At 63.7% G+C, this 23,581-nt stretch carries 19 protein-coding genes, 1 tRNA gene and 1 pseudogene; 12 read left to right on the top strand and 9 right to left on the bottom strand.

Translation table 11 applies throughout. The features are described from left to right. Positions 1–238: 238 nt before the first annotated feature. Positions 239–2,980, bottom strand: a complete 2,742-nt coding sequence (gene acnA, locus ACIP1G_RS22545) for an aconitate hydratase AcnA (protein WP_400740916.1) — start codon at positions 2,978–2,980, stop codon at positions 239–241. 224 nt (positions 2,981–3,204) lie between these two features. Here acnA and rlmM point away from each other — a divergent pair, with 224 nt between their 5' ends. The 3 genes from rlmM to pdxB all read left to right on the top strand — a co-directional run bounded on the left by rlmM (position 3,205) and on the right by pdxB (position 6,175). Then, positions 3,205–4,269 carry a 23S rRNA (cytidine(2498)-2'-O)-methyltransferase RlmM gene (rlmM, locus tag ACIP1G_RS22550; protein ID WP_400740917.1) on the top strand — a complete coding sequence of 355 codons (1,065 nt, stop codon included), beginning with the start codon at positions 3,205–3,207 and terminating at the stop codon, positions 4,267–4,269. Positions 4,270–4,729: 460 nt separating this feature from the next. Continuing rightward, complete coding sequence (gene tusA, locus ACIP1G_RS22555) at positions 4,730–4,972, top strand: sulfurtransferase TusA (RefSeq protein WP_012271322.1); 243 nt, start codon at positions 4,730–4,732, stop codon at positions 4,970–4,972. Positions 4,973–5,032: 60 nt separating this feature from the next. Beyond that, complete coding sequence (pdxB, locus tag ACIP1G_RS22560; protein WP_400740919.1) at positions 5,033–6,175, top strand: 4-phosphoerythronate dehydrogenase PdxB; 1,143 nt, start codon at positions 5,033–5,035, stop codon at positions 6,173–6,175. A 176-nt stretch (positions 6,176–6,351) separates the two neighbouring features. On the opposite strand, the gene ACIP1G_RS22565 is transcribed toward pdxB, so the two are convergent. After that, positions 6,352–6,525 carry a PA1571 family protein gene (locus tag ACIP1G_RS22565; protein ID WP_400740921.1) on the bottom strand — a complete coding sequence of 58 codons (174 nt, stop codon included), beginning with the start codon at positions 6,523–6,525 and terminating at the stop codon, positions 6,352–6,354. Between the two features lie 208 nt (positions 6,526–6,733). Between ACIP1G_RS22565 and ACIP1G_RS22570 the strand changes: the two genes are divergently transcribed. From ACIP1G_RS22570 to mqo, 4 genes and pseudogenes are all read left to right on the top strand, one after another. Continuing rightward, the gene (locus ACIP1G_RS22570) at positions 6,734–8,497 is read left to right on the top strand and encodes an ABC transporter transmembrane domain-containing protein (protein WP_400740922.1); all 1,764 of its coding nucleotides are present in this window, start codon (positions 6,734–6,736) and stop codon (positions 8,495–8,497) included. Positions 8,498–9,241: 744 nt separating this feature from the next. Beyond that, positions 9,242–9,352 (top strand): annotated as a pseudogene (locus ACIP1G_RS22575) (hypothetical protein); the annotation flags it as partial. Positions 9,353–9,580: 228 nt separating this feature from the next. Continuing rightward, positions 9,581–10,285: a methyl-accepting chemotaxis protein gene (locus ACIP1G_RS22580; protein ID WP_400741016.1), complete on the top strand. Its 705-nt coding sequence runs from the start codon at positions 9,581–9,583 to the stop codon at positions 10,283–10,285. 187 nt (positions 10,286–10,472) lie between these two features. Further along, positions 10,473–12,038, top strand: coding sequence for a malate dehydrogenase (quinone) (mqo, locus tag ACIP1G_RS22585; protein ID WP_400740924.1), 1,566 nt, complete (start codon positions 10,473–10,475; stop codon positions 12,036–12,038). A gap of 211 nt (positions 12,039–12,249) precedes the next feature. Here the strand turns inward: mqo and ACIP1G_RS22590 are convergent. Both ACIP1G_RS22590 and ACIP1G_RS22595 read right to left on the bottom strand, forming a co-directional pair. Beyond that, positions 12,250–12,326 (bottom strand) — tRNA-Pro (locus ACIP1G_RS22590). Between the two features lie 81 nt (positions 12,327–12,407). Then, a complete protein-coding gene (locus ACIP1G_RS22595; protein ID WP_400740925.1) occupies positions 12,408–12,629 on the bottom strand; it encodes a YgdI/YgdR family lipoprotein in 222 nt (73 codons plus the stop codon). 179 nt (positions 12,630–12,808) lie between these two features. Between ACIP1G_RS22595 and moaB the strand changes: the two genes are divergently transcribed. Together moaB and glp are read left to right on the top strand one after the other, a co-directional pair. After that, a complete protein-coding gene (gene moaB, locus ACIP1G_RS22600; protein ID WP_400740927.1) occupies positions 12,809–13,348 on the top strand; it encodes a molybdenum cofactor biosynthesis protein B in 540 nt (179 codons plus the stop codon). Positions 13,349–13,370: 22 nt separating this feature from the next. Then, on the top strand, positions 13,371–14,558 hold the full coding sequence (glp, locus tag ACIP1G_RS22605; RefSeq protein ID WP_400741018.1) for a gephyrin-like molybdotransferase Glp: 1,188 nt from the start codon (positions 13,371–13,373) through the stop codon (positions 14,556–14,558). Here the strand turns inward: glp and ACIP1G_RS22610 are convergent. Next, positions 14,547–15,794: a glycosyltransferase family 4 protein gene (locus tag ACIP1G_RS22610; RefSeq protein WP_400740929.1), complete on the bottom strand. Its 1,248-nt coding sequence runs from the start codon at positions 15,792–15,794 to the stop codon at positions 14,547–14,549. The genes glp and ACIP1G_RS22610 overlap by 12 nt on opposite strands. A 268-nt stretch (positions 15,795–16,062) precedes the next feature. Here ACIP1G_RS22610 and yegS point away from each other — a divergent pair, with 268 nt between their 5' ends. Further along, entirely contained in the window at positions 16,063–16,950 is an 888-nt protein-coding gene (yegS, locus tag ACIP1G_RS22615; RefSeq protein ID WP_400740931.1) for a lipid kinase YegS, read from the top strand. Here the strand turns inward: yegS and ACIP1G_RS22620 are convergent. From ACIP1G_RS22620 to ACIP1G_RS22630, 3 genes are all read right to left on the bottom strand, one after another. Continuing rightward, positions 16,934–17,593: a response regulator gene (locus ACIP1G_RS22620; RefSeq protein ID WP_400740933.1), complete on the bottom strand. Its 660-nt coding sequence runs from the start codon at positions 17,591–17,593 to the stop codon at positions 16,934–16,936. The two genes, yegS and ACIP1G_RS22620, sit on opposite strands and share 17 nt — an antisense overlap. After that, positions 17,583–18,479, bottom strand: coding sequence for a sensor histidine kinase (locus ACIP1G_RS22625; protein ID WP_400740934.1), 897 nt, complete (start codon positions 18,477–18,479; stop codon positions 17,583–17,585). Before ACIP1G_RS22625 ends, ACIP1G_RS22620 begins: the two co-directional genes overlap by 11 nt. Before the next feature lie 344 nt (positions 18,480–18,823). Continuing rightward, on the bottom strand, positions 18,824–19,351 hold the full coding sequence (locus tag ACIP1G_RS22630) for a histidine kinase (protein WP_400740936.1): 528 nt from the start codon (positions 19,349–19,351) through the stop codon (positions 18,824–18,826). A 350-nt stretch (positions 19,352–19,701) separates the two neighbouring features. Between ACIP1G_RS22630 and ACIP1G_RS22635 the strand changes: the two genes are divergently transcribed. Together ACIP1G_RS22635 and ACIP1G_RS22640 are read left to right on the top strand one after the other, a co-directional pair. Further along, positions 19,702–20,637 (top strand): chemotaxis protein CheV, encoded by a 936-nt coding sequence (locus ACIP1G_RS22635; RefSeq protein WP_400740938.1) that lies wholly within the window; start codon positions 19,702–19,704, stop codon positions 20,635–20,637. Positions 20,638–20,692: 55 nt separating this feature from the next. Next, complete coding sequence (locus ACIP1G_RS22640; RefSeq protein ID WP_400740940.1) at positions 20,693–21,496, top strand: MOSC domain-containing protein; 804 nt, start codon at positions 20,693–20,695, stop codon at positions 21,494–21,496. A gap of 126 nt (positions 21,497–21,622) precedes the next feature. Here the strand turns inward: ACIP1G_RS22640 and ACIP1G_RS22645 are convergent, their stop codons facing one another. Then, positions 21,623–23,548 carry a transglycosylase SLT domain-containing protein gene (locus tag ACIP1G_RS22645; RefSeq protein ID WP_400740942.1) on the bottom strand — a complete coding sequence of 642 codons (1,926 nt, stop codon included), beginning with the start codon at positions 23,546–23,548 and terminating at the stop codon, positions 21,623–21,625. Positions 23,549–23,581 lie beyond the last annotated feature (33 nt).

Raw genomic sequence — 23,581 nt, forward strand, 5'->3', positions numbered from 1 at the left:
GGCCCGAAACAAACGTAGGAGCGGCTTTAGCCGCGAAGCGCCGCGCGGGCGGCGCTCGATCTTGCAGGCGCTGAAAATGTTTCGGTGAACACCTGCGGCGCTCGATCTTGCAGGCGCTGAAAATGTTTCGGTGAACACCTGCGGCGCTCGATCTCACAGGCGCTGAAAATGTTTCGGTGGACACCTTGCGGCGCTCGATCTCACAGGCGCTACAAATCTCCAGCCAGGCCCACCCGCCTCACCCCGCAATCAGCTGCCGCAACACATAATGCAGAATCCCCCCCGCCTTGAAGTACTCCACCTCATTCAGGGTATCAATCCGGCACAGCACCTCGATCTGCTCCTGCTGCCCATCCTCGCGGGTGATGCGCAAGGGCAAGCTCATGCCTGGGCGGATTTGCGCGCCGTTCAAACCCAGCACATCGATCTGTTCCTTGCCGGTCAACCCCAGTTGCTTGCGGTTGTGCCCGGCCGTGAACTGCAGCGGCAGCACGCCCATGCCCACCAGGTTGGAACGGTGAATGCGCTCGAAGCTTTCCGCCAGCACCGCCTTGATGCCGAGCAGGTTGGTGCCCTTGGCTGCCCAGTCGCGGCTCGAGCCAGTGCCGTATTCCTGGCCGGCGATCACCACCAGCGGCGTACCTTCCTGCTGGTAACGCATGGCCGCATCGTAGATCGACAGCTTGTCGCCGCTGGGCACGTGCAGGGTGTTGCCGCCTTCTTCACCCGCCAGCATTTCGTTGCGGATACGGATGTTGGCGAAAGTCCCGCGCATCATCACTTCATGGTTGCCACGCCGTGAGCCGTAGGAGTTGAAGTCGCGTGGCTCCACGCCCTGTTCACGCAGGTAGCGCCCGGCGGGGCTGTCGGCCTTGATGTTGCCGGCCGGGGAGATGTGGTCGGTGGTCACCGAGTCGCCCAGTAGCGCCAGGATCCGAGCGCTCTGGATGTCGATGATTTGGGGTGGCGGCCCGTCGATCTCATCGAAGAACGGTGGGTGCTGGATGTAGGTGGAGTCAGCCTGCCACACGTAGGTGGCTGCCTGTGGCACCTCGATGGCCTGCCATTGCGCATCGCCGGCGAATACTTCGGCATATTCCTTGTGGAACATCGCGGTATCGACCTTGGCCACGGCCGCGGCGATTTCCTGCTGGCTGGGCCAGATATCGCGCAGGTATACCGGTTGGCCGTCCTTGCCGGTGCCCAGTGGGTCACAGGTCAGGTCCAGGCGCACGCTACCGGCCAGGGCGTAGGCCACCACCAGCGGCGGCGAGGCCAGCCAGTTGGTCTTGACCAGCGGGTGCACGCGGCCTTCGAAGTTGCGGTTGCCTGACAGCACCGAGGCCACGGTGAGGTCGGCGCTGCCGATGGCTTTCTCGATCGCATCATCCAGCGGGCCGGAGTTGCCGATACAGGTGGTGCAGCCATAGCCGACCAGGTCGAAGCCCAATTGGTCCAGATAAGTGGTGAGCCCGGCTGCCTTGAAGTAGTCGGTGACCACCTTGGAGCCCGGTGCCAGCGAGCTCTTGACCCACGGTTGGCGTTGCAGGCCTTTCTCCAGGGCCTTTTTCGCCACCAGCCCGGCCGCCATCATCACGCTGGGGTTGGAGGTGTTGGTGCACGAGGTAATCGCTGCAATCACCACGGCGCCGTCACGCAGGGTGTGGGTCTGGCCTTGATGGCTGTAGTCGATTTCGCCGGCCTGGTCGGCGTTGCCTACTGCCACGCCGCCACCTCCTTCGCTTTCCAGGCGGCCGACTTCTTTGGCCAGCGGCTTGGGTTGCAGTTCGATGAAGTGGTCAAAAGCCTGGCGAACCTGCCCCAGCGCCACGCGGTCCTGCGGCCGCTTGGGCCCGGCCAGGCTGGCTTCGACCTCGTGCATGTCCAGCGCCAGGCTGTCGCTGAACAAGGGCTCCTGGCCCGGCAGGCGCCACAGGCCCTGGGCCTTGCAGTACTGCTCGACCAGTTGCACCGTTGCCTCGGGGCGGCCCGACAGGCGCAGGTAGTCGAGGGTGACCTGGTCGACCGGGAAGAATCCACAGGTGGCGCCGTATTCGGGGGCCATGTTGGCAATGGTCGCGCGGTCAGCCAAGGGCAGTTCGGCCAGGCCGTCGCCGTAGAACTCGACGAACTTGCCCACCACGCCCTTCTTGCGCAGCATCTGCGTTACGGTCAGCACCAGGTCGGTGGCGGTGATGCCTTCGCGCAGCTTGCCGGTGAGCTTGAAGCCGATCACCTCGGGGATCAGCATCGACACCGGCTGGCCAAGCATGGCCGCCTCTGCCTCGATGCCGCCTACACCCCAGCCGAGCACGCCCAGGCCATTGATCATGGTGGTGTGCGAATCTGTGCCGACCAGGGTGTCGGGGAAGGCGTAGGTGCGGCCATCGGCCTCAGCGGTCCACACCGTGCGGCCCAGGTATTCCAGGTTGACCTGATGGCAGATGCCAGTACCCGGTGGTACCACGCGGAAGTTGTCGAAGGCGCTCTGGCCCCAGCGCAGGAAGGCGTAGCGCTCGCCGTTGCGCTGCATTTCGATGTCGACGTTCTCGTTGAAGGCCTGCGGCGTGCCGTAGCGGTCGACCATCACCGAATGGTCGATCACCAGGTCCACGGGTGACAGCGGGTTGATGCGCTGCGGGTCGCCACCGGCCTTGGCCATCGCCGCACGCATGGCGGCCAGGTCGACCACGGCAGGCACGCCGGTGAAGTCCTGCATCAGCACCCGCGCTGGGCGATACTGGATTTCGCGGTCGGAGCGCCGCTCGCCCAGCCACTGGGCGAGGGCGCGCAGGTCATCGCCGGTGACGGTCTTGCCGTCTTCCCAGCGCAGCAGGTTTTCCAGCAGCACCTTCAGTGACATGGGCAGGCGCTGCAGGTCGCCCAACTGGCGGGCGGCCTCGGTGAGGCTGAAGTAGTGGTAGGTCTGGTCACCGACCTTGAGTGGCTTGAGGGTTTTCAGGCTATCGAGCGAGGGCATTGCCAACTCCTTCTGCACCGGTGCCCGGCAACTACTCACGGTTTGCCGGTGGCACCGCTCTGTATCGGCCCGCACGGCACGGACCTGGCTGAATGGTCAGGTTAGACCGGTTTGCGCCTCCTGACCCTTTTCTGGACCGGCGGGGCATGTCGCTGGTTCCGAACTTCCTTTATCATCGCCGCCCTGCCGGCGCCTGTGGTGCGCCAGCCGTAGTGGAGTGAGAGATGAATACCCTGTTCATGCATTGCCGGCCCGGTTTCGAGGGCGAGGTTTGCGCCGAAATCAGCGAACATGCCGCCCGCCTGGGCGTTGCCGGCTATGCCAAAGGCAAGCCGCACAGTGCCAGCGCCGAGTTTGTCTGTAGCGAGGAGGGCGGTGCCGAGCGGCTGATGGGGGAACTGCGCTTCAACCAGCTGATTTTCCCACGGCAGTGGGCCCGTGGCGGTTATGTCGAACTGCCGGAAAGCGACCGTATCAGTGTGCTGCTGTCGCAGTTGGCCGATTTCCCGGTGTTTGGCAGCCTGTGGCTGGAAGTGCTGGACAGCAACGAAGGCAAGGAATTGTCCACCTTCTGCCGCAAGTTCGAAGTGCCGCTGCGCAAGGCCCTGGAAAAGGCCGGCCGCCTGGTCGACGACGCCAGCCGCCCACGCCTGCTGCTTACCTTCATCAGTGGCCGGCGGGTGTTTGTCGGCGTTGCCCCGGGCAACAACAGCGCGCTGTGGCCGATGGGCATTCCGCGCCTGAAGTTCCCCCGCGAGGCGCCCAGCCGTTCGACCCTCAAGCTGGAGGAGGCCTGGCACCAGTTCATCCCACGCGAGCAGTGGGAGCAGCGCCTGGGTGATGACATGACCGGCGTCGACCTGGGGGCCTCGCCAGGGGGCTGGACCTACCAGCTGGTACGCCGCGGTATGCTGGTCACCGCCATCGACAACGGGCCGATGGCCGAAAGCCTGATGGACACCGGCCTGGTCCAGCACCTGATGGCTGATGGTTTCACCTGGCAGCCGAAGCAGCCAGTGGACTGGATGGTGTGCGACATCGTCGAGAAGCCGGCGCGTACTACCTCGCTGATTGAAACCTGGTTGGGCGAGGGGTTGTGTCGCGAGGCGGTGGTCAACTTGAAGTTGCCGATGAAGCAGCGTTATGCCGAAGTGCGGCGATTGCTTGATCGCATGGAGGCGACGTTCAAGGCGCGCAAGATTCGCGTTTCGATTGCTTGCAAGCAGCTGTATCACGACCGTGAAGAAGTGACTTGTCACCTGCGTAGGTTGGACTTGAAACCGCGTTGAGGTTTTAGCGCAGGGCTTGGGTCCTGTGGGGCTGCTGGTGCATGACTGGAGTTTTGGGTTGGTGTCGAGATCGAGCGCCGCCCGCGCGGCGCTTCGCAGCACAAGGCTGCTCCTACATCTGTTTCGGGCCAGTCACGTCTGTGAGGTCAACGCTGTCCGCCTTGTATGTTCCCTTCGATATTGAAGGGGGCGCCTTTGCTGTTCATCGTTCTCCAGCCATGCACAAAGGCTGCAACCCACCTGGCACAGGAATAACTGGCCCGAAACAGATGTAGGAGCAGCCTTGTGCTGCGAAGCGCCGCGCGGGCGGCGCTCGATCTGTGCATCAACGCAAATCCCAAGGCATGCACCTGGAAGCGCTCGATCTCAATGCACAGACAAACCTCAAGGCATACGTCTGAGTCCCCTTGGTCGAAACCGCACTATGCGCGACAATGTCGATCATTTTTCGGAGCCCCCCATGACCGATTTCACCCCCGACGCCGTCCTCGATGCCACCGGCCTGAACTGCCCGGAACCTGTGATGATGTTGCACCAGCACGTGCGCAACCTGGCCGCCGGCGGCCTGCTCAAGGTCATCGCCACCGACCCGTCGACCCGCCGTGACATCCCCAAGTTCTGCAACTTCCTCGGCCACGAACTGCTGCAGCAGCAAGAGGACGCCGGTACCTTCCTGTACTGGATCCGCAAAAAAGCCGACTGAAACGCTCTGGAACACGCCCGACGTTGCGCCTACACTGCGTTCCCCAGACAGGAGAGCGCCATGCTGATAGTTGCCGACGAGAACATCCCGCTGCTCGATGCCTTCTTCCAGGGTTTCGGTGAAATTCGCCGTTATCCAGGCCGAAGCCTCGATGCCGCCAGCGTCAAGGACGCCGATATCCTGCTGGTGCGTTCGGTAACCAAGGTCGATCGCCAACTGCTCGAAGGCAGCCGTGTGCGCTTTGTCGGCACCTGCACCATTGGCACCGATCACCTGGACCTCGACTACTTTGCCGAAGCTGGCATTCGCTGGAGCAGCGCACCAGGCTGCAATGCCCGTGGCGTGGTCGATTACGTGCTGGGCAGCTTGCTGACCCTGGCCGAGCTGGATGGCGCGGCCCTGCCCGAGCGGGTGTATGGCGTGGTGGGCGCGGGTGAAGTGGGTGGCCGCCTGGTGCGGGTGCTGCACGGCCTGGGCTGGAAGGTGCTGGTGTGCGACCCGCTGCGCCAGGCCGCCGAGGGTGGCGACTACGTCAGCCTTGAGACCATCCTGCAACGGTGCGACGTGATCAGCCTGCATACCCCGTTGCAGCGCGGTGGCGAGCACCCGACCTGGCACCTGCTGGGCCCGCAGCAGCTGGCGCAATTACGCCCGGGTGCCTGGCTGGTCAATGCCAGCCGTGGCCCGGTGGTGGACAACGCTGCCCTGCGCGAGCTGTTGCTGGACCGTGAGGATGTGCATGCGGTGCTGGATGTGTGGGAAGGCGAGCCGCAGGTCGACCTGCAACTGGCCGACCTGTGCACCCTGGCCTCGCCGCATATTGCCGGCTACAGCCTTGACGGCCGCCAGCGTGGCACGGCGCAGATCTACCAGGCGCTGTGCCGTTTCCTTGGTGTGGATGAGCAAGTGCAGTTGGCCGACCTGCTACCCCGGCCATCACTGGCGCAGATCGAGCTGGATGCCAGCACCGAGCCGGCGTGGGCCTTGGCCACCCTGTGCCGCGCGGTGTACGACCCACGCCGGGACGATGCCGATTTCCGCCGCAGCCTCAGCGATGACCCGCAGCTGCAGCGGGCGGCGTTCGACCAGTTGCGCAAACAATACCCGCCACGGCGCGAAATCGAGGGCCTGGCGGTGCGCCTGCGTGGGGACGCGCCGCAGTTGGCGCAACTGGTCAGTGCCTTGGGTGGGGTGCTGGTCTGACAGACTGTTGACAGCTGCACCGGCCTCTTCGCGGGTGAACCCGCTCCCACAGGGACCCCACAGAGCTCAGGACCTGTGCGGTCCCTGTAGGAGCGGGTTCACCCGCGAAGAGGCCGGCACAGGATTCAGGCAAATAAAAACCCGGCGCAAGCGCCGGGTTGCAAGGAATTCGCCGATCAACCTTTGCGCACGCGCTCGACCCGGCTTTCTTCCAGGGCCTTGCAGGCCTGCTGGATCATATGCTCGGTGATCGGTACTTCGCGCCCATGGGCGTCGATGATCGAACCGCATACCTGCGGCTGCGGGGTGGTCCGGGGTTTCTGGTTGTCGCTGCTGTGCTGCAAGCTCATGTATGGTCTCCTCATCAGGTTCAAGCTCAGGGTAACCCTGCGCAGTGACTGGCCTGTGACAAGCTGCGTGTCACGGCAGAATCAGTCCAGCAGAAACCCAGTGAAAGCTCCATAGCCTGGTTAGACCATTAGGCTATAGCCACCTGCAAGCATTCCCCTGGCCTGGATGAGTGGTAGTCTGCGACTTCCCCGCCACGTGGTCGCTGTCATGCCCGAATCGGTTTCCCCGCGTCAACGCCGTGCCTTGCGCCTGGCTTGGCAGTTCGTTCGCCCCTATCGCCGGCAGGTGATGCTGGCCTTGCTGGCACTGGTGGTAACCGCCGCCATTACCCTGTCAATGGGCCAAGGCATCCGCCTGCTGGTGGATCAAGGGTTCATGACCCGTTCGGCGCACCAGCTCAACCAGACCGTCGGGCTGTTCCTGCTGCTGGTGCTGGCACTGGCGGTGGGCACGTTCAGCCGTTTCTACCTGGTGTCGTGGATAGGCGAGCGCTGCGTGGCCGATATCCGTCGTGCCGTGTTCGACCACCTGATCGGCCTGCATCCTGGGTTTTTCGAAGACAACCGCAGCTCTGAGATCCAGTCGCGGCTGACCGCTGACACCACCTTGCTGCAATCGGTTATCGGCTCATCGTTGTCGATGTTCCTGCGCAACGCGCTGATGGTCATCGGTGGCGTGGTGTTGTTGTTCATCACCAACCCCAAACTCACCAGTATCGTGGTGGTGGCCTTGCCCCTGGTGCTGGCCCCGATCCTGCTGTTCGGCCGCCGGGTGCGTAGCCTGTCACGGCAGAGCCAGGACCGGGTGGCGGACGTGGGCAGCTACGTGGCAGAGACCCTGGGCCAGATCAAGACCGTGCAGGCCTACAACCATCAGGCGCATGACCGCGAGCTGTTCGCCCGCACGGTCGAGGCTGCATTTTCCGTGGCCCGGCAGCGTATTGCCCAGCGCGCCTGGTTGATCACCCTGGTGATCGTGCTGGTGCTGGGGGCGGTGGGGGTGATGCTGTGGGTTGGCGGCATGGACGTGATCGCCGGGCGCATTTCTGCGGGCGAGCTGGCCGCCTTTGTGTTCTACAGCCTGATCGTCGGCAGCGCCTTCGGCACCCTCAGCGAGGTGATCGGCGAGCTGCAGCGTGCGGCGGGCGCTGCCGAGCGTATTGCCGAACTGCTGGCGGCGCGCAGCGCGATCCTGCCACCTGCCGTAACGCAGACGTTGCCGCAACAGCGCGCCAGCGGCCGTATCGAACTGCAACAGCTGGTATTCGCCTACCCATCACGGCCCTCGGTGGCAGCTATCGATGGCTTGAGCCTGGCCATAGAGCCAGGGCAGACCGTAGCTCTGGTGGGGCCCTCGGGGGCGGGCAAGTCGACCCTGTTCGATTTGTTGCTGCGCTTTTACGACCCTCAACAAGGGCGCATCCTGCTCGATGGCCAGGCGGTTACCGAATTTGATCCCGATCAGCTGCGCCAGCAGTTCGCCCTGGTGGCGCAAACACCCTCGCTGTTTCGCGGTACGGTCGAGGCCAATATTCGCTATGGCCGGCCCCAGGCAAGCTTGGCCGAGGTCGAGGCGGCGGCCCGTGGTGCCTATGCCGACGAATTTATCCGGCAGCTGCCGCAGGGCTACCAGACGCCATTGGGCGAGGGTGGTGTTGGCTTGTCGGGCGGGCAGCGGCAACGCCTGGCCATTGCCAGGGCGTTGCTGGTCGATGCGCCAATCCTGTTGCTGGACGAAGCCACCAGTGCGCTCGATGCGCAGAGCGAACACCTGATCCAGCAGGCGTTGCCCAGCCTGATGGCCGGGCGTACCACGCTGGTGATCGCCCATCGTCTGGCTACCGTGCAGCATGCCGACCGTATCGCGGTCATTGACAAGGGCCGGCTGGTGGCAGTGGGCACGCATCGCCAATTGATCGAGGAAAGCCCACTGTATGCACGGCTGGCGGCCTTGCAGTTCACTAGTGGGTGACCTGTAGTGGCGTTGTAATATTTTTGTAGTAATTGCTTGAGAGTATCTGCCTCAACTGTTGCGTAAGTGCTCGACCTGGCTGCCATTGCTTGATGGCAGCTTTTTTTTGGCCTGCCAGTAATGGGGCCGACCAGCGGCCCCAGCCTTTTCCCCCTGGTTCCGAGACCCTAGATGTTGCGTAAATCCCTCAGAGTGCAAATTCTCTCGCTGCTCGGCGGCAGCCTGGTGGCCATGTTGCTGATCGCCCTGGTGTGCTTCCAGTTCCTGTCGTCCAGCGTGCGCGGTTACGCCGAACTGGTCGACGGGCCGCTGCGGGCCTCGCAATTGATCGACGAAGCCAACCTGCAGTTCAAGATCCAGGTGCAGGAGTGGAAGAACGTGCTGCTGCGCGGGCGCCAGCCAGCTGACATGGACAAGTACTGGCAGCAGTTCCAGGCCCGTGAGCAGCAGGTGCAGCAACTGCTCGGGCAACTGATCGAAAGCAGTGACGCCAGGCTCAAGGCGCCGCTGCAGCAACTGCGCGACAGCCATCGCCAACTTGGCCAGGCCTATGCGCAGGGTCGCCAGGCCTTCCTTGCTGCAGGTGGCGACCCGGTAGCCGGCGACCTGGCGGTCAAGGGCGTGGACCGCGCCGCCAGCGAGCAGATGAGCGAACTGGTCGAGCAACTGCGTGCCGATGCCCGCCAGCGCGCGGCCAGCATCAACGCCAGTGCCGAGCGCACGGTATGGCTGGGTGTGCTGGTGATGCTGGCGTCGGCGCTGCTGGTGGGGCTGCTCAGCTTGTGGCTGCTCAACCGCAACCTGATCGAGCCGATCCGCCAGTTGATCGAGTACGTTGCGCAGCTTAGCCAGGGCCGTTTTGCCGCCCGGGTCGATAGCCGCCGCGAGGACGAACTGGGGCGCCTGGCGCGGGCAGCCAACACCCTGCGCGACTTCCTTGCCGATACCGTCGGCCGGTTGCAGGACAACGCCCAGGAGCTGGAAGGCGCCAGTGGCCAGCTGCGCAGCATCGCCGGCGACATGGCCCGCGGCACCCACGACCAGTTCCAGCGTACCGACCAGGTGGCGACGGCCATGCACGAGATGTCCGCCACCGCCCAGGAAGTCGCCCGCCATGCTGCCGAAGCCGCTCGCGCGGCGGACGACGCCGACCACAGCGCCCAGGCCGGTGAACTGGTGATGCAGCAGACCATCGACATCATCAGCGTGGTCAACCGTGAAATCGCCGGCACGGCGGCGGTGGTTCGTGACCTGGAGCATGACAGCACGCGCATCGGCAAAGTCCTTGAGGTGATCCGTGGCATTGCCGAGCAGACCAACTTGCTGGCGCTGAATGCGGCCATCGAAGCGGCCCGCGCCGGTGAGGCCGGGCGTGGCTTTGCGGTAGTGGCCGATGAGGTACGCAGCCTGGCCCAGCGCACGGCGGCGTCGATTGCCGAGATCCATCAGATCATCGAAGCGGTACAGTCGGGGGCGGTGGAAGCGGTCAAGGCCATCGAAAGCGGCCAGCAGCGCAGCGAGGAGGGGGCCGAGCAGGTGCAGCAGGCCGGGCAGATGCTGCAACGCATCACCCAGGCGGTGGAGGCGATCCGCGACATGAACCGGCAAATCGCCACGGCAGCCGAAGAGCAGACCAGCGTGGCCGAGGACATCTCGCGCAACCTGATCGAAATTACCCGCATTGCCACGGCCAACCAGGAAGCGGTGCAGCAAACCGAACAGGCCGGCCAGCGCTTGCATGGGTTGTCAGGGCAGCTGGGCGAAGTCACCTCGCGCCTTACCGCCTGACCTTCCCAAGGGGCCGCTGTGCGGCCCCAAAGGGGGAAACCCGCCACCTGGCAGGTACAATTCTTTTCCCTGTGGCGGATTGTCGCCATGCGACCCATCGTCCCCCCCCCAATTCATTGCCCCACCCCCAGTTGGCACATTCCCTGCTCCAGGCCGCGCGCGTGCATACAACAACTGGATAACATCAATGAAGAAATTCCTGCTGACGTTCCTCTGCCTGGGCGTCATCGGCTGCTCCAAACCCGCAGAGCCGGAAAAGACCGTCGACGTGCTGCTGATCGGCGGCGGCATCATGAGTGCCAGCCTGGGCACCTACCTCACCGAGCTGGAACCGTCCTGGAAGGTCGACGTCTACGAGCGCATGGGGCAGGTCGCCGAAGAAAGCTCCAATGCCTGGAACAACGCCGGTACCGGCCACTCCGCCTTCTGCGAGCTGAACTACACCAGCATCGGCAAGGATGGCAGCATCGACATCAGCAAGGCGGTAGGGGTGAACGAGCAGTTCGAGGTGTCCAAGCAGTTCTGGGCTTACCAGGTCGAACAGGGCGTGCTGAGCAACCCGAAGTCGTTCATCAACAACGTACCGCACATGAGTTTTGTCTGGGGTGACGACAACGTCGCCTTCCTGCACAAGCGCGTCGACGCCCTGCAGCACAGCTCGCTGTTCCGCGGCATGGAAATTTCCGAAGACCACGAGCAGATTCGCCAATGGGCACCGCTGGTAATGGAAGGCCGCGACCCAGGGCAGAAAATTGCCGCCACACGCATGGCCATCGGCACCGACGTGAACTTTGGCGAAATCACCCGCCAGCTGTTCGCCTCGATGGCCCGCAACCGCAACGTGTCGCTGAACCTGCGTCACGAAGTACGTGACATCGTGCGCAACGACGACGGTACCTGGCATGTGCGGGTGGCCGACCTGGCCAACGGCGGCAAGGAGAAGGCGGTCAATGCCCGCTTCGTGTTCATTGGCGCCGGTGGTGGTGCCCTGAAACTGCTGCAGAAATCGGGCATCCCCGAGGCCGAAGGCTATGCCGGCTTCCCGGTGGGTGGCCAGTTCCTGATGACCGACAACCCCGACCTTGTCGCCCGCCACCAGGCCAAGCTGTACGGCAAGGCTTCGGTCGGCGCGCCACCGATGTCGGTGCCGCACCTGGACACGCGGATGATCGATGGCAAACAAGTGCTGCTGTTCGGCCCGTTCGCCACCTTCTCCACCAAATACCTCAAGCACGGCTCGCTGCTGGACATGTTCGCCTCGCTGAACAGCCACAACGTGCTGCCGATGCTCAATGCCGGCATCGACAGCATCGACCTCAGCACCTACCTGATGGGCCAGCTGATGCTCAGCTTCGACGACCGCATGAGCGCGCTGCGCGAATACTTCCCCAACGCCAAGAACGAAGACTGGAAGCTGCTTCAGGCCGGGCAGCGGGTGCAGGTGATCAAGAAGGATCCGGTGCTCGGTGGCGTGTTGCAGTTCGGCACTGAAGTGGTGGCGGCGCAGGATGGCAGCATTGCTGCGTTGCTGGGCGCCTCGCCGGGTGCCTCGACTGCGGCACCGATCATGCTGACCGTGCTGGAGAAAACCTTCAAGGACCGCATCCAATCGCCGGCCTGGCAGGCCAGGCTCAAGGAAATTGTGCCGAGCTACGGGCAAAAGCTGAACAACAACCTGGCGCTGACCAACCAGACCCGCGAGTGGAGCAGCGAGCGTTTGCAGCTGCTGTATGTGCCGGTGAAAGCTTACTGATCGGGTGGCGCGGCCCCTTGTAGGAGCGGCCTTGTGTCGCGATCGGGGTGCGAAGCAGCCCCAGGATAGCAGCGTAAGTGCTGAGATTGCCGGGGCCGCTTTGCGGCCCTATCGCGACACAAGGCCGCTCCTACAAGGACCGCGCCATGGCTGGTACATTTCCCAGGCACAACAAAAAGCCCGCGCAAGGCGGGCTTTATGATGAGGATTCTGGTCGGAGAGACAGGATTCGAACCTGCGGCCTTCTCGTCCCGAACGAGACGCGCTACCTGGCTGCGCTACACTCCGATGAAGAAAATCCTACTGCATCCCGTTTTTGCACACAAGCCCTTGTTGTTCAAAGGGTGATTGCCAAAACAGGTGCCCAGATCAGAGCTCTTTGACGGTGCGGATCTGGTCCTTGTTCAGGCGCGTGCGCTTGCCGTCCAGCTGCTCGAATTCGTAGAAGCCGGAGTCTTCATCGTACTTCGGTGTGTCCGTAGCCTGGATTTCACGCCCATCGTTCAGGGTAATGACACTCGGCGATGCGCAACCGGCGAGGGCGCCCAAGCCCAGGGCGAGCAGGAAGGCGGGTAGGGTCCGTTGAATCATCATTTTTCTCCAGTGCGATGGTGCAAGATGACTTTATGACGCAGGGCGTCCACGCAAGTTCCTTGTACAGTTCAGCATAGCGGCAAAGCCTGGGCATTGATGGAGGGCAAGGGCCCACGCTGTGATGGGGGCACGCTGTGTTATAACTGCGGCCATCCCATCTACTTGTGACGGACCCCATGAAAGCCAAGGCAGATACCCCTTTCGTGCCGCTGAACATCGCTGTGCTCACGGTCAGCGACACCCGCACCTTCGACACCGATACGTCCGGCCAGCTGTTCGTCGACCGCCTGAGCGCAGCCGGCCACCGCCTGGCCGAGCGCGTACTGCTGAAGGACGACCTGTACAAGATCCGCGCCCAGGTCGCCACCTGGATCGCTGATGACCACGTGCAGGTGGTGCTGATCACCGGTGGCACGGGCTTTACCGGCCGTGACAGCACGCCCGAGGCGGTGGCCTGCCTGCTGGACAAGCAGGTGGAAGGCTTTGGTGAGCTGTTCCGGCAGATTTCCGTGGCCGATATCGGCACCTCCACAGTGCAGTCGCGTGCCCTGGCCGGGTTGGCCAACGGTACCCTGGTGTGCTGCCTGCCGGGTTCGACCAACGCGGTGCGCACCGGTTGGGACGGTATCCTCGCCGAGCAGCTCGATGCCCGTCATCGCCCGTGCAACTTCGTGCCACACCTGAAGCAGGCAGCGGCCTGTGACAGCCGTGGCTGAGGCCAGCCAGGCCCGGCCACTGATGCCGGTGGAACAGGCGTTGGAACAGCTGCTGGCACTGGCCGAGGCAGCGCCAATCCGAGATACCGAGAACCTGCCGCTGGCCGAGGCCGAGGGCCGCGTGCTTGCAACCGACCTGGTGGCTTCACTCGACCTGCCGCCCTGGCCCAACAGCGCCATGGACGGTTATGCCTTGCGCCTGGCCGACTGGCAGGGTGAGCCACTGCCGGTGAGCCAGCGCATTTTTGCCGGCCATGCGCCGCAGCCGCTGCAACCGGGTACCTGCGCGCGTATCTTCACCGGGGCGCCGGTGCCCGAGGGCGCCGACTGCGTCGAGATGCAGGAAAACACCCAAGTGCTGGACGATGGCCGGGTACGCTTTGTCGAGCCGTTGCATACCCAGCAGAACATTCGTCCCCAAGGCCAGGAAACCCGCAAGGGTGAGCAGGTGATGAGCGCCGGCACCCGGCTTGGGCCGATTGAGCTGGGTTTGGCCGCGACCCTGGGGCATGGCCGCCTGGACGTGGTACGCAAAGTGCGGGTGGCCGTGCTGTCCACTGGTGATGAGCTGGTCGAACCTGGCCTGCCACTGGGGCCAGGGCAGATCTACAACAGCAACCGCCGCCTGCTGGTCAGCTGGTTGCAGCGGTTGGGCTGCGAAGTGGTCGATGCGGGCATCCTGCCGGACGATTTGGCGCGTACGCGCGCCTGCCTGGGCGGGCTCGGCGATGTCGACCTGATCCTGTCCACCGGCGGTGTCTCGGTGGGTGAGGCTGACTACCTCGGCGCCGCCCTGCGCGAGGCCGGCGAGCTGGTGTTGTGGAAGCTGGCGATCAAACCGGGCAAGCCGCTGACCTTCGGCCACTTCCAGGGTGTGCCGGTGATCGGCCTGCCGGGTAATCCGGCGTCAACGTTGGTCACCTTCGGCCTGCTCACCCGGCCTTACCTGTTGCGTCGCCAGGGTGTGGCCGATGTCACGCCGCTGCGTTTCGACATGCCGGCGGGTTTCGACTGGCCCAAGCCTGGCACGCGGCGCGAGTACCTGCGCGCACGTATCGAGCAGGGCCGGGTGCGTATCTACAAGAACCAGAGTTCCGGTGTGCTGCGCAGCGCGGCCTGGGCCGAGGGGCTGGTGGAAGTGCGTGAAGGCAGCACGCCGAAGCAGGGCGACAGTGTGCCGTTCATCCCCTTCAGCGAGCTACTTGGCTGAACGGCCCAGCCAACTGCTGGCCAGCGGCGCGGCTTCGGCCTGCGCCGCCTGGGTCAGGCGCATGTGCACGTGTTCCAGCTGCTGCGCGGCCACGCTCCAATCATGGCGCTGACGGGCAAACTGGCGCCCGGCATCGCTCAATTGGCTCATGCGCCAGGGCTGGTTGAGCAACTGGGTAATCAGCAATGCCAGTTGGTCGCCGTCATCACTGCCCAGGTAGTGCTCGCCGTTGTTCGCCGCCAAACCCGACACGCCTTTGCTGCTAGTGATCACCGGCAAGCCAGCGGCCATCGCTTCAAGGATTTTTACCTTGGAGCCACCGGCATAGCGCAGTGGCGCGAAGAACAATGCCGAGCGCCGCTGTAGCTCACGCAGGTCGGGGCGGTAGCCGAGCCATTCGATACGCGGGTCGTTCCAGTGCAGTTTCCAGCCGGCCGGCATGGCATGCCCGGCAATCGCCAGGCGTACTGCCGGGTTGCTCATCCATACCTGCGGCATGATGTCTTCCAGCGCCCATTCGACGGCCTCCAGGTTGGCGCCATACTCGAAGTTGCCGACGAACAGCAGGCGCTGGCTGTGCAGCGCCGGTTGCACGTGCTGGTAGTAGTCACAGTCCACCCCATTGACCACCACGTTCACCGGGCGCCCGCTGATCTGCGCGATCAGCTCGGCATCGTGGGCGCTGACCGCCACCAGTTCGGTGGGCTGGCGCAGCACCCGCTGTTCCCAACGCCGGTAGCGCCAGCGGTCGAAGGCATTGAGCGGGCGCAGCCACAAGGGCAGGCGATCATGGCAAGCACCGCCCATCACCGATTCCAGGGTGTGTTCGCTGAGCATGTACGGCAGCCCGCGTGCCTGCAGGGCCTTTTCGAAGGGTTGGAAACTGTAGCTGTGCTCGATCTGGATCACGTCCCAGGGTTCGTCCAGCAATTGCTCGAAACGATGCCGCAGGCAAGGGGCCAGGCCATTGATGATCGCCCGCATGGGGTAGTCGATAATCGGTGAGGCCAGCAGGTTGAGCGGGCTGTGCAAGGGCCGGCGGGGCAGCACGATCAAGTGTTCGAGCAGTGGCTCAAGGGCCTCGCGGGCGGCATCGCTGAGGGGGATTTTCGATTGCACCAGCAGGGTAATGCGGTGGCCGCGTTGTGCCAGTGTGCGTATCAAGTTGTATTGCCGGGTCTTGCTACCACTAGTGGTCGGCCATGGCAGGTAAGGCAGTGTCCAGAGAATGCGCATGACCCGAAATCCTCGCTAAAAGCTGCGGATAGCAAAACGCGCCCGAAGGCAGCAGGGGGGTAACCGCTGCCGGGGGCGCGTCCTTGGCAAGATGTGTATTTGCTGAGCATAGCCGCGCATTTTCAAGCGTGGGGAAAATCACTGGCAAACGCGCCAACTTGTGCGGCGGCCTTGATCGCGTTGGGTCGTTATTTTGAGGTGGGCATGCAACGATCCGGGCGTGCCCGTGGTCGAGATCTGGGTTGGTCAACTTCATGGAGACATGCGCATGCAAGGGCGCAAGGCAATGCTGATCCTGCACGGCAAGCAGGCGATGAACGAAGAACTGCGCAGTGCCGTGCACGACCTGCGCGATACCGGCTGGGTGCTGGATGTGCGGGTCACCTGGGAGGCGGGCGACGCCCAGCGCCTGGTCGCCGAGGCGTTGGCGGCTGGCTATGGCCATATTGTCGCCGGTGGCGGTGATGGCACGTTGCGCGATGTGGCCGAAGCCATGGGGCTGGCAGGTACCGAGGCCAGCCTGGCATTGCTGCCGCTGGGTACGGCCAACGATTTCGCCAGGGCCGCTGGTATACCCCTGGAGCCAGCCAGTGCACTGGCCTTGCTGAATGTACCGCCACAGCCAACAGACCTGGGGCAAGCCGGTGACCAGCTGTTCCTCAACATGGCCACGGGCGGTTTTGGCAGCCAGGTTACGGCCAATACCTCCGAAGACTTGAAGAAAGTACTGGGTGCGGCGGCCTACCTGTTCACCGGGTTGTCGCGCTTCAGCGAGCTGCAGGCGGCTTCCGTGGAGCTGCACGGGCCGGGCTTCGACTGGCAGGGGGACTTGCTCGCACTGGGTATCGGCAATGGCCGGCAGGCCGGGGGCGGGCAGGCACTGTGCCCCGAGGCGGTGGTGGACGATGGTCTGCTCGACATTGCCATCCTGCCAGCGCCACAGGAGGTGGTTGGGGCGCTTCGCGACCTGTTGGCCGGTGATGGCCTGTTCGTTCGGGCCAGGTTGCCTTGGGTCGAAATCAAGAGTTCGCAGGGGTTGGATATCAACCTCGATGGCGAGCCCTTGCAGGCCGACAACCTGCGTTTCCAGGCCAAGCCCGCCGCGCTGCGCCTGCATCTGCCGGTCGGGTCGCCGTTGCTCAGTCGTCCAGGCTGATGATTTTCTCGCGTACGGCAAACAGCACCAGGCCAGCTACGTCATGGATCTGCAGGCGTTTCATGATCTGCGAACGGTGGGTTTCCACGGTCTTGATCGACAAGCCCAGGCCCATGGCGATTTCCCGGGTTGACTTGCCACGCACGATCAGGCGCAGGATCTCCAGTTGCCTTGCGGTAAGGTTGTGCCGCTCGCTATTGGGTTGCTTGCCCTGCCTGCTGCGCTGCAGCGCCTGGTTGATGACGGTGTGGGCGATGGCCGGGCTGAGGTAGCGCTCGCCATTGCGGACGGCGCCCAGGGCATGTTCCAGTTCGGTGGCACTGGTGTCCTTCAGCAGGTAGCCGTGGGCGCCGCTTTCCAGGGCCCGCATGATCAGGTCCGGGTCGGTGTGCATCGACAGGATCAGCACCTTGCAGCTGCTGCCGCTGGCACGCAGTTGGGTGAGGGCGTCCAGGCCGCTGGTCGAACGCATGGAGATGTCCAGCAGGACGATGTCCGGCGCCAGCGTGCGCACCTGATCGAGCAGTTGGCTGCCGTCGTCGGCCTCGCCAACCACGCAGTAGCCTGGGATGTCGCAGACCAGCGCACGTACCCCGGCGCGAATCAACGAGTGATCATCAACCAGCAGCAATCTACAGGTCATGGGCGGCAGTACTCCTGGCGCGTTGCTGGGTACGCGGCAACCACGGGAACACCGCCTCGATACGCGTGCCCAGGCCGAGCTGGCTGGTGATGTCGAGCCTGCCCTGCAAGGCGGTTACCCGCTCTTGCATACCGGCCAGGCCGCGCTGGCCGGCCTCGGCGGGGTGCCGGGCAGGGACGAAACCACGGCCATCGTCGAGGATCGACAGTGCCAGCCCGTCGTGGGTGCGCTGCAGGCGAATGATCAGGTTGTGGGCTTGGGCGTGGCGCAGCATGTTGGTCACGGCCTCCTGGGCAATGCGGAACACCGCCATGGCAACGGCCTCGTCGATACCGCCCAGGCGCTGGTTGCACACAAGGCTCCAGTGCACGCCGCTGCTTGCCAGGGTGCGTACCAGGTGCGCGCGCAGGCCGGCTTCGAGGCCAAGGCTGGCCAGCTGCCGCGGGTGGAGCAGGGCGGACACGTCGCGCACATTGCCCAGGGTGTCATCCAGGGTGTTGCGCAGGGCATCGCAGTGGCCTTGCAACTCATCGGGCATGCGCCGTTGCAGCCACTGCAGCTGCAACTTGGCAGCCGTCAGCAATTGGCCGATGTCGTCGTGCAGTTCCCGGCCCAGGTGCTGGCGTTCGTCTTCCTGGACCTTGAGCATGCGTTCGGCCAGCTCAGCCGGGCGCAGGCTGATCGACTTGGCACCTATGCCCAGGTGCAGGGCGGCCCCTAGCGTGGCGGCCAACTGCAGCACCAGCAACGTGGTGGGGATTGCCTGGTTGGCAAGGTACAGCCACAGGTTGGCGACCAGCGAGGCCACGCACAGCGCGATCGTCGCCCAGCGCAACAGGGCAGCGCGAGAGCAGCAATGCAAAGGATTTTTCAAGCGTGGAAACATAGGTAGGGAAGCCACAGAAGTATTGCTGATGGAGGCCTCGAACAATGCATGTCAGAGGCTTTGCTGCAGTACTTTCGATGTTGTTTCGGGCACGTGTTCTTTCGACCTTTTTTCAGGTTGCACGCGTTTGTGGGGGCGCATGTTACCACTTCGCACTGCGTTGGTCGCTGCTGGGTAACGCTTTGAAACGCCTGCCTGCCGGGCGGTTTCGGGTAGCAAAGTGCCACTGCTTATTTGTAGGCCGCTCACGCGCTGTACAACTTGCGGTGCAATGATTCAACTTTGCCCATGGGTGCTTGTAGAACTTTCCTAGTTCGACCTTGGTGGGGCTTGAACAGTCGAGCTTAGTTGTACTTTCCGGTGGGCAAATACGGCGAGTTTGAGCGGCCAGGAAAGTGTTGGGCAGTTTCGCCAGGCGGGTGGATGCATGCACTGCCTTGCTCGTCGCAGGATGCACACGCTTGCGCCAAAGGTTGTTCCAGTACCTTGGCCAATTCGCTCAGCAGCACCAACTGCTCGCCGATGTCCAGGTTCAGCCGGCCAGTGCGGGTGTCGACCAGTTCCAGTTGCCAGGCCAGCAGTGTCAGGCAGGCCCCTACTGCGGGCAGGGCTTCACGCTGCAGGCGACCCCCATGGCAGGCTGGGGCAAGCAACTGCTGCAAGGCGCTGGTGTAGTGGGCGACTTCAAGCAGGCCCAGGCCAGTGGCCTGACGGGCGAGGCTTTCGAGGGCGTTGTCCAGGCAATGGCAGGCATCCGGATCGTTGTCGATCAATTCCAGGTGCTGCAGGCATTCCTGGGCCTGGGTGAGAAGTACCTGAGCATCCAGCAGGAAGCCCTGCAGGGCATCATCGAACCATAAGGGGCTGTCCATCAAGAGCCCCCCGCGCGCAAGGCAGGCGCAGGTGACGGGCACGCCGTAACGATAGCTAACAAAAGCCTGACTCCATTCATGCGATGAGAAAGGCGTCACATTAATGGCTAAAGGATATCGCGAACATCAGGTTGCACCCGATTGCTGCTAAGGGTTTCCCTGATATGGCGCTAAGGTGGAGAGCTTTCGGCGCGGTCGGTGAAAAGCCCTGAAGTGCCCGCAGTAAAGCATGATGGTAAAGTGATATCAATTGGCGTTGCGGCATTTTCCCGCAGGGGTCAAGGTGTGCGTGAGGCCGCCGATACAAAGTGGATGATTTCACTTTTTCGACTCAAGCCTGGGGGTTTCCAATGGCTGGCATTCTCGACACGGTAGACCAACGCACGCAACTGGTGGGTGAGAACCGCCTGGAAATTCTGATGTTTCGCCTGGCCGGCCGCCAGCTGTTCGCAATCAACGTGTTCAAGGTGCAGGAGGTGCTGCAGCTGCCCAAGCTGACCTTGATGCCCCAACGCCACGCCTTTGTCTGCGGGGTGGTCAACCTGCGTGGCCAGACCCTGCCGGTAATCGACCTGTCCCAGGCAATCGGCATGCGTCCGCTGCAGCCAGGGCCGGACAGCACCATCATCGTCACCGAATACAACCGTTCGGTGCAGGCCTTCCTGGTGGGAGGGGTCGACCGCATCGTCAACATGAACTGGGAATCGATCATGCCGCCGCCCTCCAGCGCCGGGCGCCAGCACTACCTGACCGCCATCACCAAGGTCGATGAAAAGCTGGTGGAGGTAATCGACGTGGAAAAGGTGCTGGCCGAGATCGTGCCCTATAACGCCCGTGTTTCCGGCGAGAAGCTCGCCGACCCGGTGCTGGCCCGAGCCAGGGGCCGCGAGGTGCTGCTGGTGGACGACTCCAGCGTGGCCTTGGCGCAGTTGCGTGACACTTTGTCCCAACTGGGTGTGAAGCTGCATATGGCCAGTGACGGCCTGAAGGCGCTGCGCATGCTCAAAGGCTGGGCCGATGCTGGCGAAGATGTGTGCGAGAAGCTGCTGATGGTGTTCACTGACGCCGAAATGCCTGAAATGGACGGCTACCGGCTGACCACCGAGATCCGCAACGATGCCCGTTTGCGCCAGCTTTACGTAGTCCTGCACACCTCGCTATCGGGCAGTTTCAACGAGTCCATGGTGAAGAAGGTGGGCTGCGACAACTTCCTGTCCAAGTTCCAGCCCGACCGCTTGGTGGATGTGGTCAAGCAACGCCTGTTGCTGGATAGCGCCACTGCGTGATCGCGAGGCCGGCCGGGTATAAGCTTGGCTTTTGGCATGACGCGAGGCGGCAGGGATGTTTCTCAGTGAGCTGTATCGATACCCGGTGAAGTCGGGCCAGGCGCAAAGCCTGCAGGCATCAAAGGTAGGGTTGTTGGGGTTGCACGGCGACCGGCGCTGGATGGTGGTCGAGGAAGAAAACGGACGCTTCCTGACCCAGCGTGCCTGGCCGCAGCTTGGCCAGCTGAAGGCGAGCGATGACGACAGTGGCCAATTACTGCTGCAAGCGCCCGGGCAAGCACCGCTGCAGGTGCCTGTGCCACCCGCCGATGACGCCTTGCGCGGCGTGACCATCTGGCGTGACACCTTGCGCGTGCCGGACGCTGGCGATGCCGCGGCGGCCTGGCTGAGTGAGCTGTTGGGCAAGGCCGTGCGGCTGGTGCATTGCCCGGAGCAGCGCGCGCGTTACCTGCCCAACGGCTATGGCTTCAACAGTGACCGGGCGGCGTTCCCGGACGGCTTCCCCTTCCTGCTGGCCGGGCAAGGCTCGCTGGACGAGCTCAATCGGCGCATCGGCCGGCCCATGGAGATGCTGCGCTTCAGGCCCAACCTGGTGGTGCAAGGGGCTGAAGCGTTCGCCGAAGATGGCTGGAAGCGCATTCGCATCGGCAGCCTGGAGTTTCGCGTGCTCAAGCCCAGTGTGCGGTGCATCTTCACCACTATCGATCCGGCTACCGGGGAGCGCAGTGCCGACCGTGAGCCGATGGCTACGCTCAAGACCTTCCGCGAGAAGGAGGGGGATGTGTTGTTTGGGCAGAACCTGGCGGTGGATGGCAGTGGCTGGCTTGAGGTAGGGATGAAGGTGGAAATCCTGGAATAGATGTGTTGCCTGTGCTGGCCTATTCGCGGCGGTTCGACGCCTCGATGAACCCGCTCCTACAAGGGTTATGTGATCGTTGTAGGAGCGGGTTTACCCGCGAATAGGCCGGTACAGGCTCAGCAAACCTCACATGTCATCAAAATACCGCTCATGCCAATCCACCAACGGCTGCGGCGAGTTCAGCTTCTGCCCATAGATCACCGAATACGACAGCACGTTCTGCACATACTGGCGTGTTTCGTCGAACGGGATCGACTCCACCCACACATCGAAGCTCAGGTGCTTGGCGCCTTTCAGCCACTGCCGCACACGCCCGGGCCCGGCGTTGTAAGCCGCGGAAGCCAGCACCCGGTTGCCGTTGAACTGGCTGTGCACCTGGCTCAGGTAGGCCGCGCCCAGCTGGATGTTCTTGTCCGGGTTCAGCACCTGTGCCGGTGATGCCAGCGGAATGCTGAACTTGCGCGCGGTCTCCTTGGCCGTGGCCGGCATCAGCTGCATCAGGCCGCTGGCGCCCACTGGCGAGCGTGCGTCTTCCATGAAGGCGCTTTCCTGGCGGGTGATGGCGAATACCCAGCTTGAATGCAGGCCGCGCACCTTGGCTTCGCGCACCAGGGTGTCGCGGTGGGCCATCGGGAAGCGGATGTCCAGGTCGTCCCAGTACTGCGCCTGGCTGATGGTGCGAATGGCCGGGAAGTACCAGCGCAGCTCATAGCCCAAGCGTGCCTGGGCAACCATTTCGTCGCGGGTGAAGTGGCGGCTGACGTGGTACCACTCGCGGCGGCCTTCGACGATCTGGCCGCGGGCATGGAACTCCAGCGCGCGCTGGATGCCGGGCGTATTGCGCACCTTCTTGATCAGTTGCGGGCTCAGCAGCAGCGGCTTGTTGTTCAACTGGTACGGCGTCTGTGCCCGGTCGGCAGCGAGGAAGCCATAGAAGTCGCGCTCACGCGCCACGGTCTTGTACAGCAGCGGGATCTGCGGGTTGTTCGGCTGCGCCAGCTCCAGGCTGCGTGCCTGCCAGTATTTCCAGCGGCTGCTGCTGGCCAGGTCCTGGGGCAGGCGCTTGGTCAGTTCGTAGGCATCTTCCCAGCGGCCCAGGCGCAGCAGCAGCCGCAGGCGCCACTCGCTGACGGTGTTGTCACGCAGTTCGGGGTCGTAGCGGGTCATCAGGTCGAGCGCACGTGGGTCGTAGCGGCGCGCCAGGGTCAGGCCGATTTCGCGGGCGATGGCCACCTTTTCGTCGCGGGAAAAGTGCATGCGCTGGGCGTAATCGTCGAGCAGCGCCATGGCCCGCTCCGGGTCCTGGCGGGCCAGGCGGCGCAGGCCGAGGCTGACCACGTCGGACATGGCCTCGGTGACCGGGGTGAAGCGTGATGGCTGGTTGAGCAGCTCGGGCTTTTGTGCCACGTCGATCAGCAGGCGCCCTTGCGGGCCCAGGGTGGTCAGAGTATTGACCAGGTTGCTGGCCAGGCCATAGTTGCGCGCCTGGGCTGCCAGCTTGGTGCGATCCCAGCGCTTGGCCTCGGTCAGTTGGCCCTCGGCTGCCCACATGCCGAACAGTGTGTCGCACGCGGCAGGCTGCGACTTGCCCACGTTCCAGAGCTTTTCCGCGGTGGCGTTGCCTTCGGCACGCAGGCCGTGGCTAAGTTGGTACTGGCCGTTGAGGCAGTCCAGTTCGGTGAAGTTGAGCTTGGGGTCGTAATACTTGACGAAAGTGTCCCATTCGCCGCGCTCGGCCAGCCAGCGCAGCCAGCGCAGTTTCATCCAGTTGGCCTGGGGCAGGTCGCCATGTTTGGCGAGGAAGCCTTCGATCTCCTGGTTGCTGGCGCTTTTCAGGCGGGCGGTGAGTTCGTCGTAGGCCAGGTAGGGCGTAAGTGGGTAGTCGCTCAGGGCTTGGGAATAACGCAGGTACGGGCCTTTGTCGCCTTTGGCCAGCGCACGCTTGGCCTCGTCATAGTACTGGCGTTGCAGGGTCAGGTCGGTGGCCTGCGCCGCGCAGGTGGCAGCGGTAAGCAGCAGGCAGGATGCAATATGTAACAGGCGGCTGCGCATGATACGTCCGGGCAGTTGAACCATGGGGAAGTG

The organism is Pseudomonas sp. NPDC089392 (assembly GCF_044749595.1).
Lineage (GTDB): Bacteria > Pseudomonadota > Gammaproteobacteria > Pseudomonadales > Pseudomonadaceae > Aquipseudomonas.

What these genes read in the sequence shown, in the direction of transcription:
- acnA (WP_400740916.1), bottom strand. Translation starts at nt 2,980, where the DNA reads ATGCCCTCGCTCGATAGCCTGAAAACCCTCAAGCCACTCAAGGTCGGT.
- rlmM (WP_400740917.1), top strand. Translation starts at nt 3,205, where the DNA reads ATGAATACCCTGTTCATGCATTGCCGGCCCGGTTTCGAGGGCGAGGTT.
- tusA (WP_012271322.1), top strand. Translation starts at nt 4,730, where the DNA reads ATGACCGATTTCACCCCCGACGCCGTCCTCGATGCCACCGGCCTGAAC.
- pdxB (WP_400740919.1), top strand. Translation starts at nt 5,033, where the DNA reads ATGCTGATAGTTGCCGACGAGAACATCCCGCTGCTCGATGCCTTCTTC.
- ACIP1G_RS22565 (WP_400740921.1), bottom strand. Translation starts at nt 6,525, where the DNA reads ATGAGCTTGCAGCACAGCAGCGACAACCAGAAACCCCGGACCACCCCG.
- ACIP1G_RS22570 (WP_400740922.1), top strand. Translation starts at nt 6,734, where the DNA reads ATGCCCGAATCGGTTTCCCCGCGTCAACGCCGTGCCTTGCGCCTGGCT.
- ACIP1G_RS22580 (WP_400741016.1), top strand. Translation starts at nt 9,581, where the DNA reads ATGTCCGCCACCGCCCAGGAAGTCGCCCGCCATGCTGCCGAAGCCGCT.
- mqo (WP_400740924.1), top strand. Translation starts at nt 10,473, where the DNA reads ATGAAGAAATTCCTGCTGACGTTCCTCTGCCTGGGCGTCATCGGCTGC.
- ACIP1G_RS22595 (WP_400740925.1), bottom strand. Translation starts at nt 12,629, where the DNA reads ATGATTCAACGGACCCTACCCGCCTTCCTGCTCGCCCTGGGCTTGGGC.
- moaB (WP_400740927.1), top strand. Translation starts at nt 12,809, where the DNA reads ATGAAAGCCAAGGCAGATACCCCTTTCGTGCCGCTGAACATCGCTGTG.
- glp (WP_400741018.1), top strand. Translation starts at nt 13,371, where the DNA reads ATGCCGGTGGAACAGGCGTTGGAACAGCTGCTGGCACTGGCCGAGGCA.
- ACIP1G_RS22610 (WP_400740929.1), bottom strand. Translation starts at nt 15,794, where the DNA reads ATGCGCATTCTCTGGACACTGCCTTACCTGCCATGGCCGACCACTAGT.
- yegS (WP_400740931.1), top strand. Translation starts at nt 16,063, where the DNA reads ATGCAAGGGCGCAAGGCAATGCTGATCCTGCACGGCAAGCAGGCGATG.
- ACIP1G_RS22620 (WP_400740933.1), bottom strand. Translation starts at nt 17,593, where the DNA reads ATGACCTGTAGATTGCTGCTGGTTGATGATCACTCGTTGATTCGCGCC.
- ACIP1G_RS22625 (WP_400740934.1), bottom strand. Translation starts at nt 18,479, where the DNA reads ATGTTTCCACGCTTGAAAAATCCTTTGCATTGCTGCTCTCGCGCTGCC.
- ACIP1G_RS22630 (WP_400740936.1), bottom strand. Translation starts at nt 19,351, where the DNA reads ATGGACAGCCCCTTATGGTTCGATGATGCCCTGCAGGGCTTCCTGCTG.
- ACIP1G_RS22635 (WP_400740938.1), top strand. Translation starts at nt 19,702, where the DNA reads ATGGCTGGCATTCTCGACACGGTAGACCAACGCACGCAACTGGTGGGT.
- ACIP1G_RS22640 (WP_400740940.1), top strand. Translation starts at nt 20,693, where the DNA reads ATGTTTCTCAGTGAGCTGTATCGATACCCGGTGAAGTCGGGCCAGGCG.
- ACIP1G_RS22645 (WP_400740942.1), bottom strand. Translation starts at nt 23,548, where the DNA reads ATGCGCAGCCGCCTGTTACATATTGCATCCTGCCTGCTGCTTACCGCT.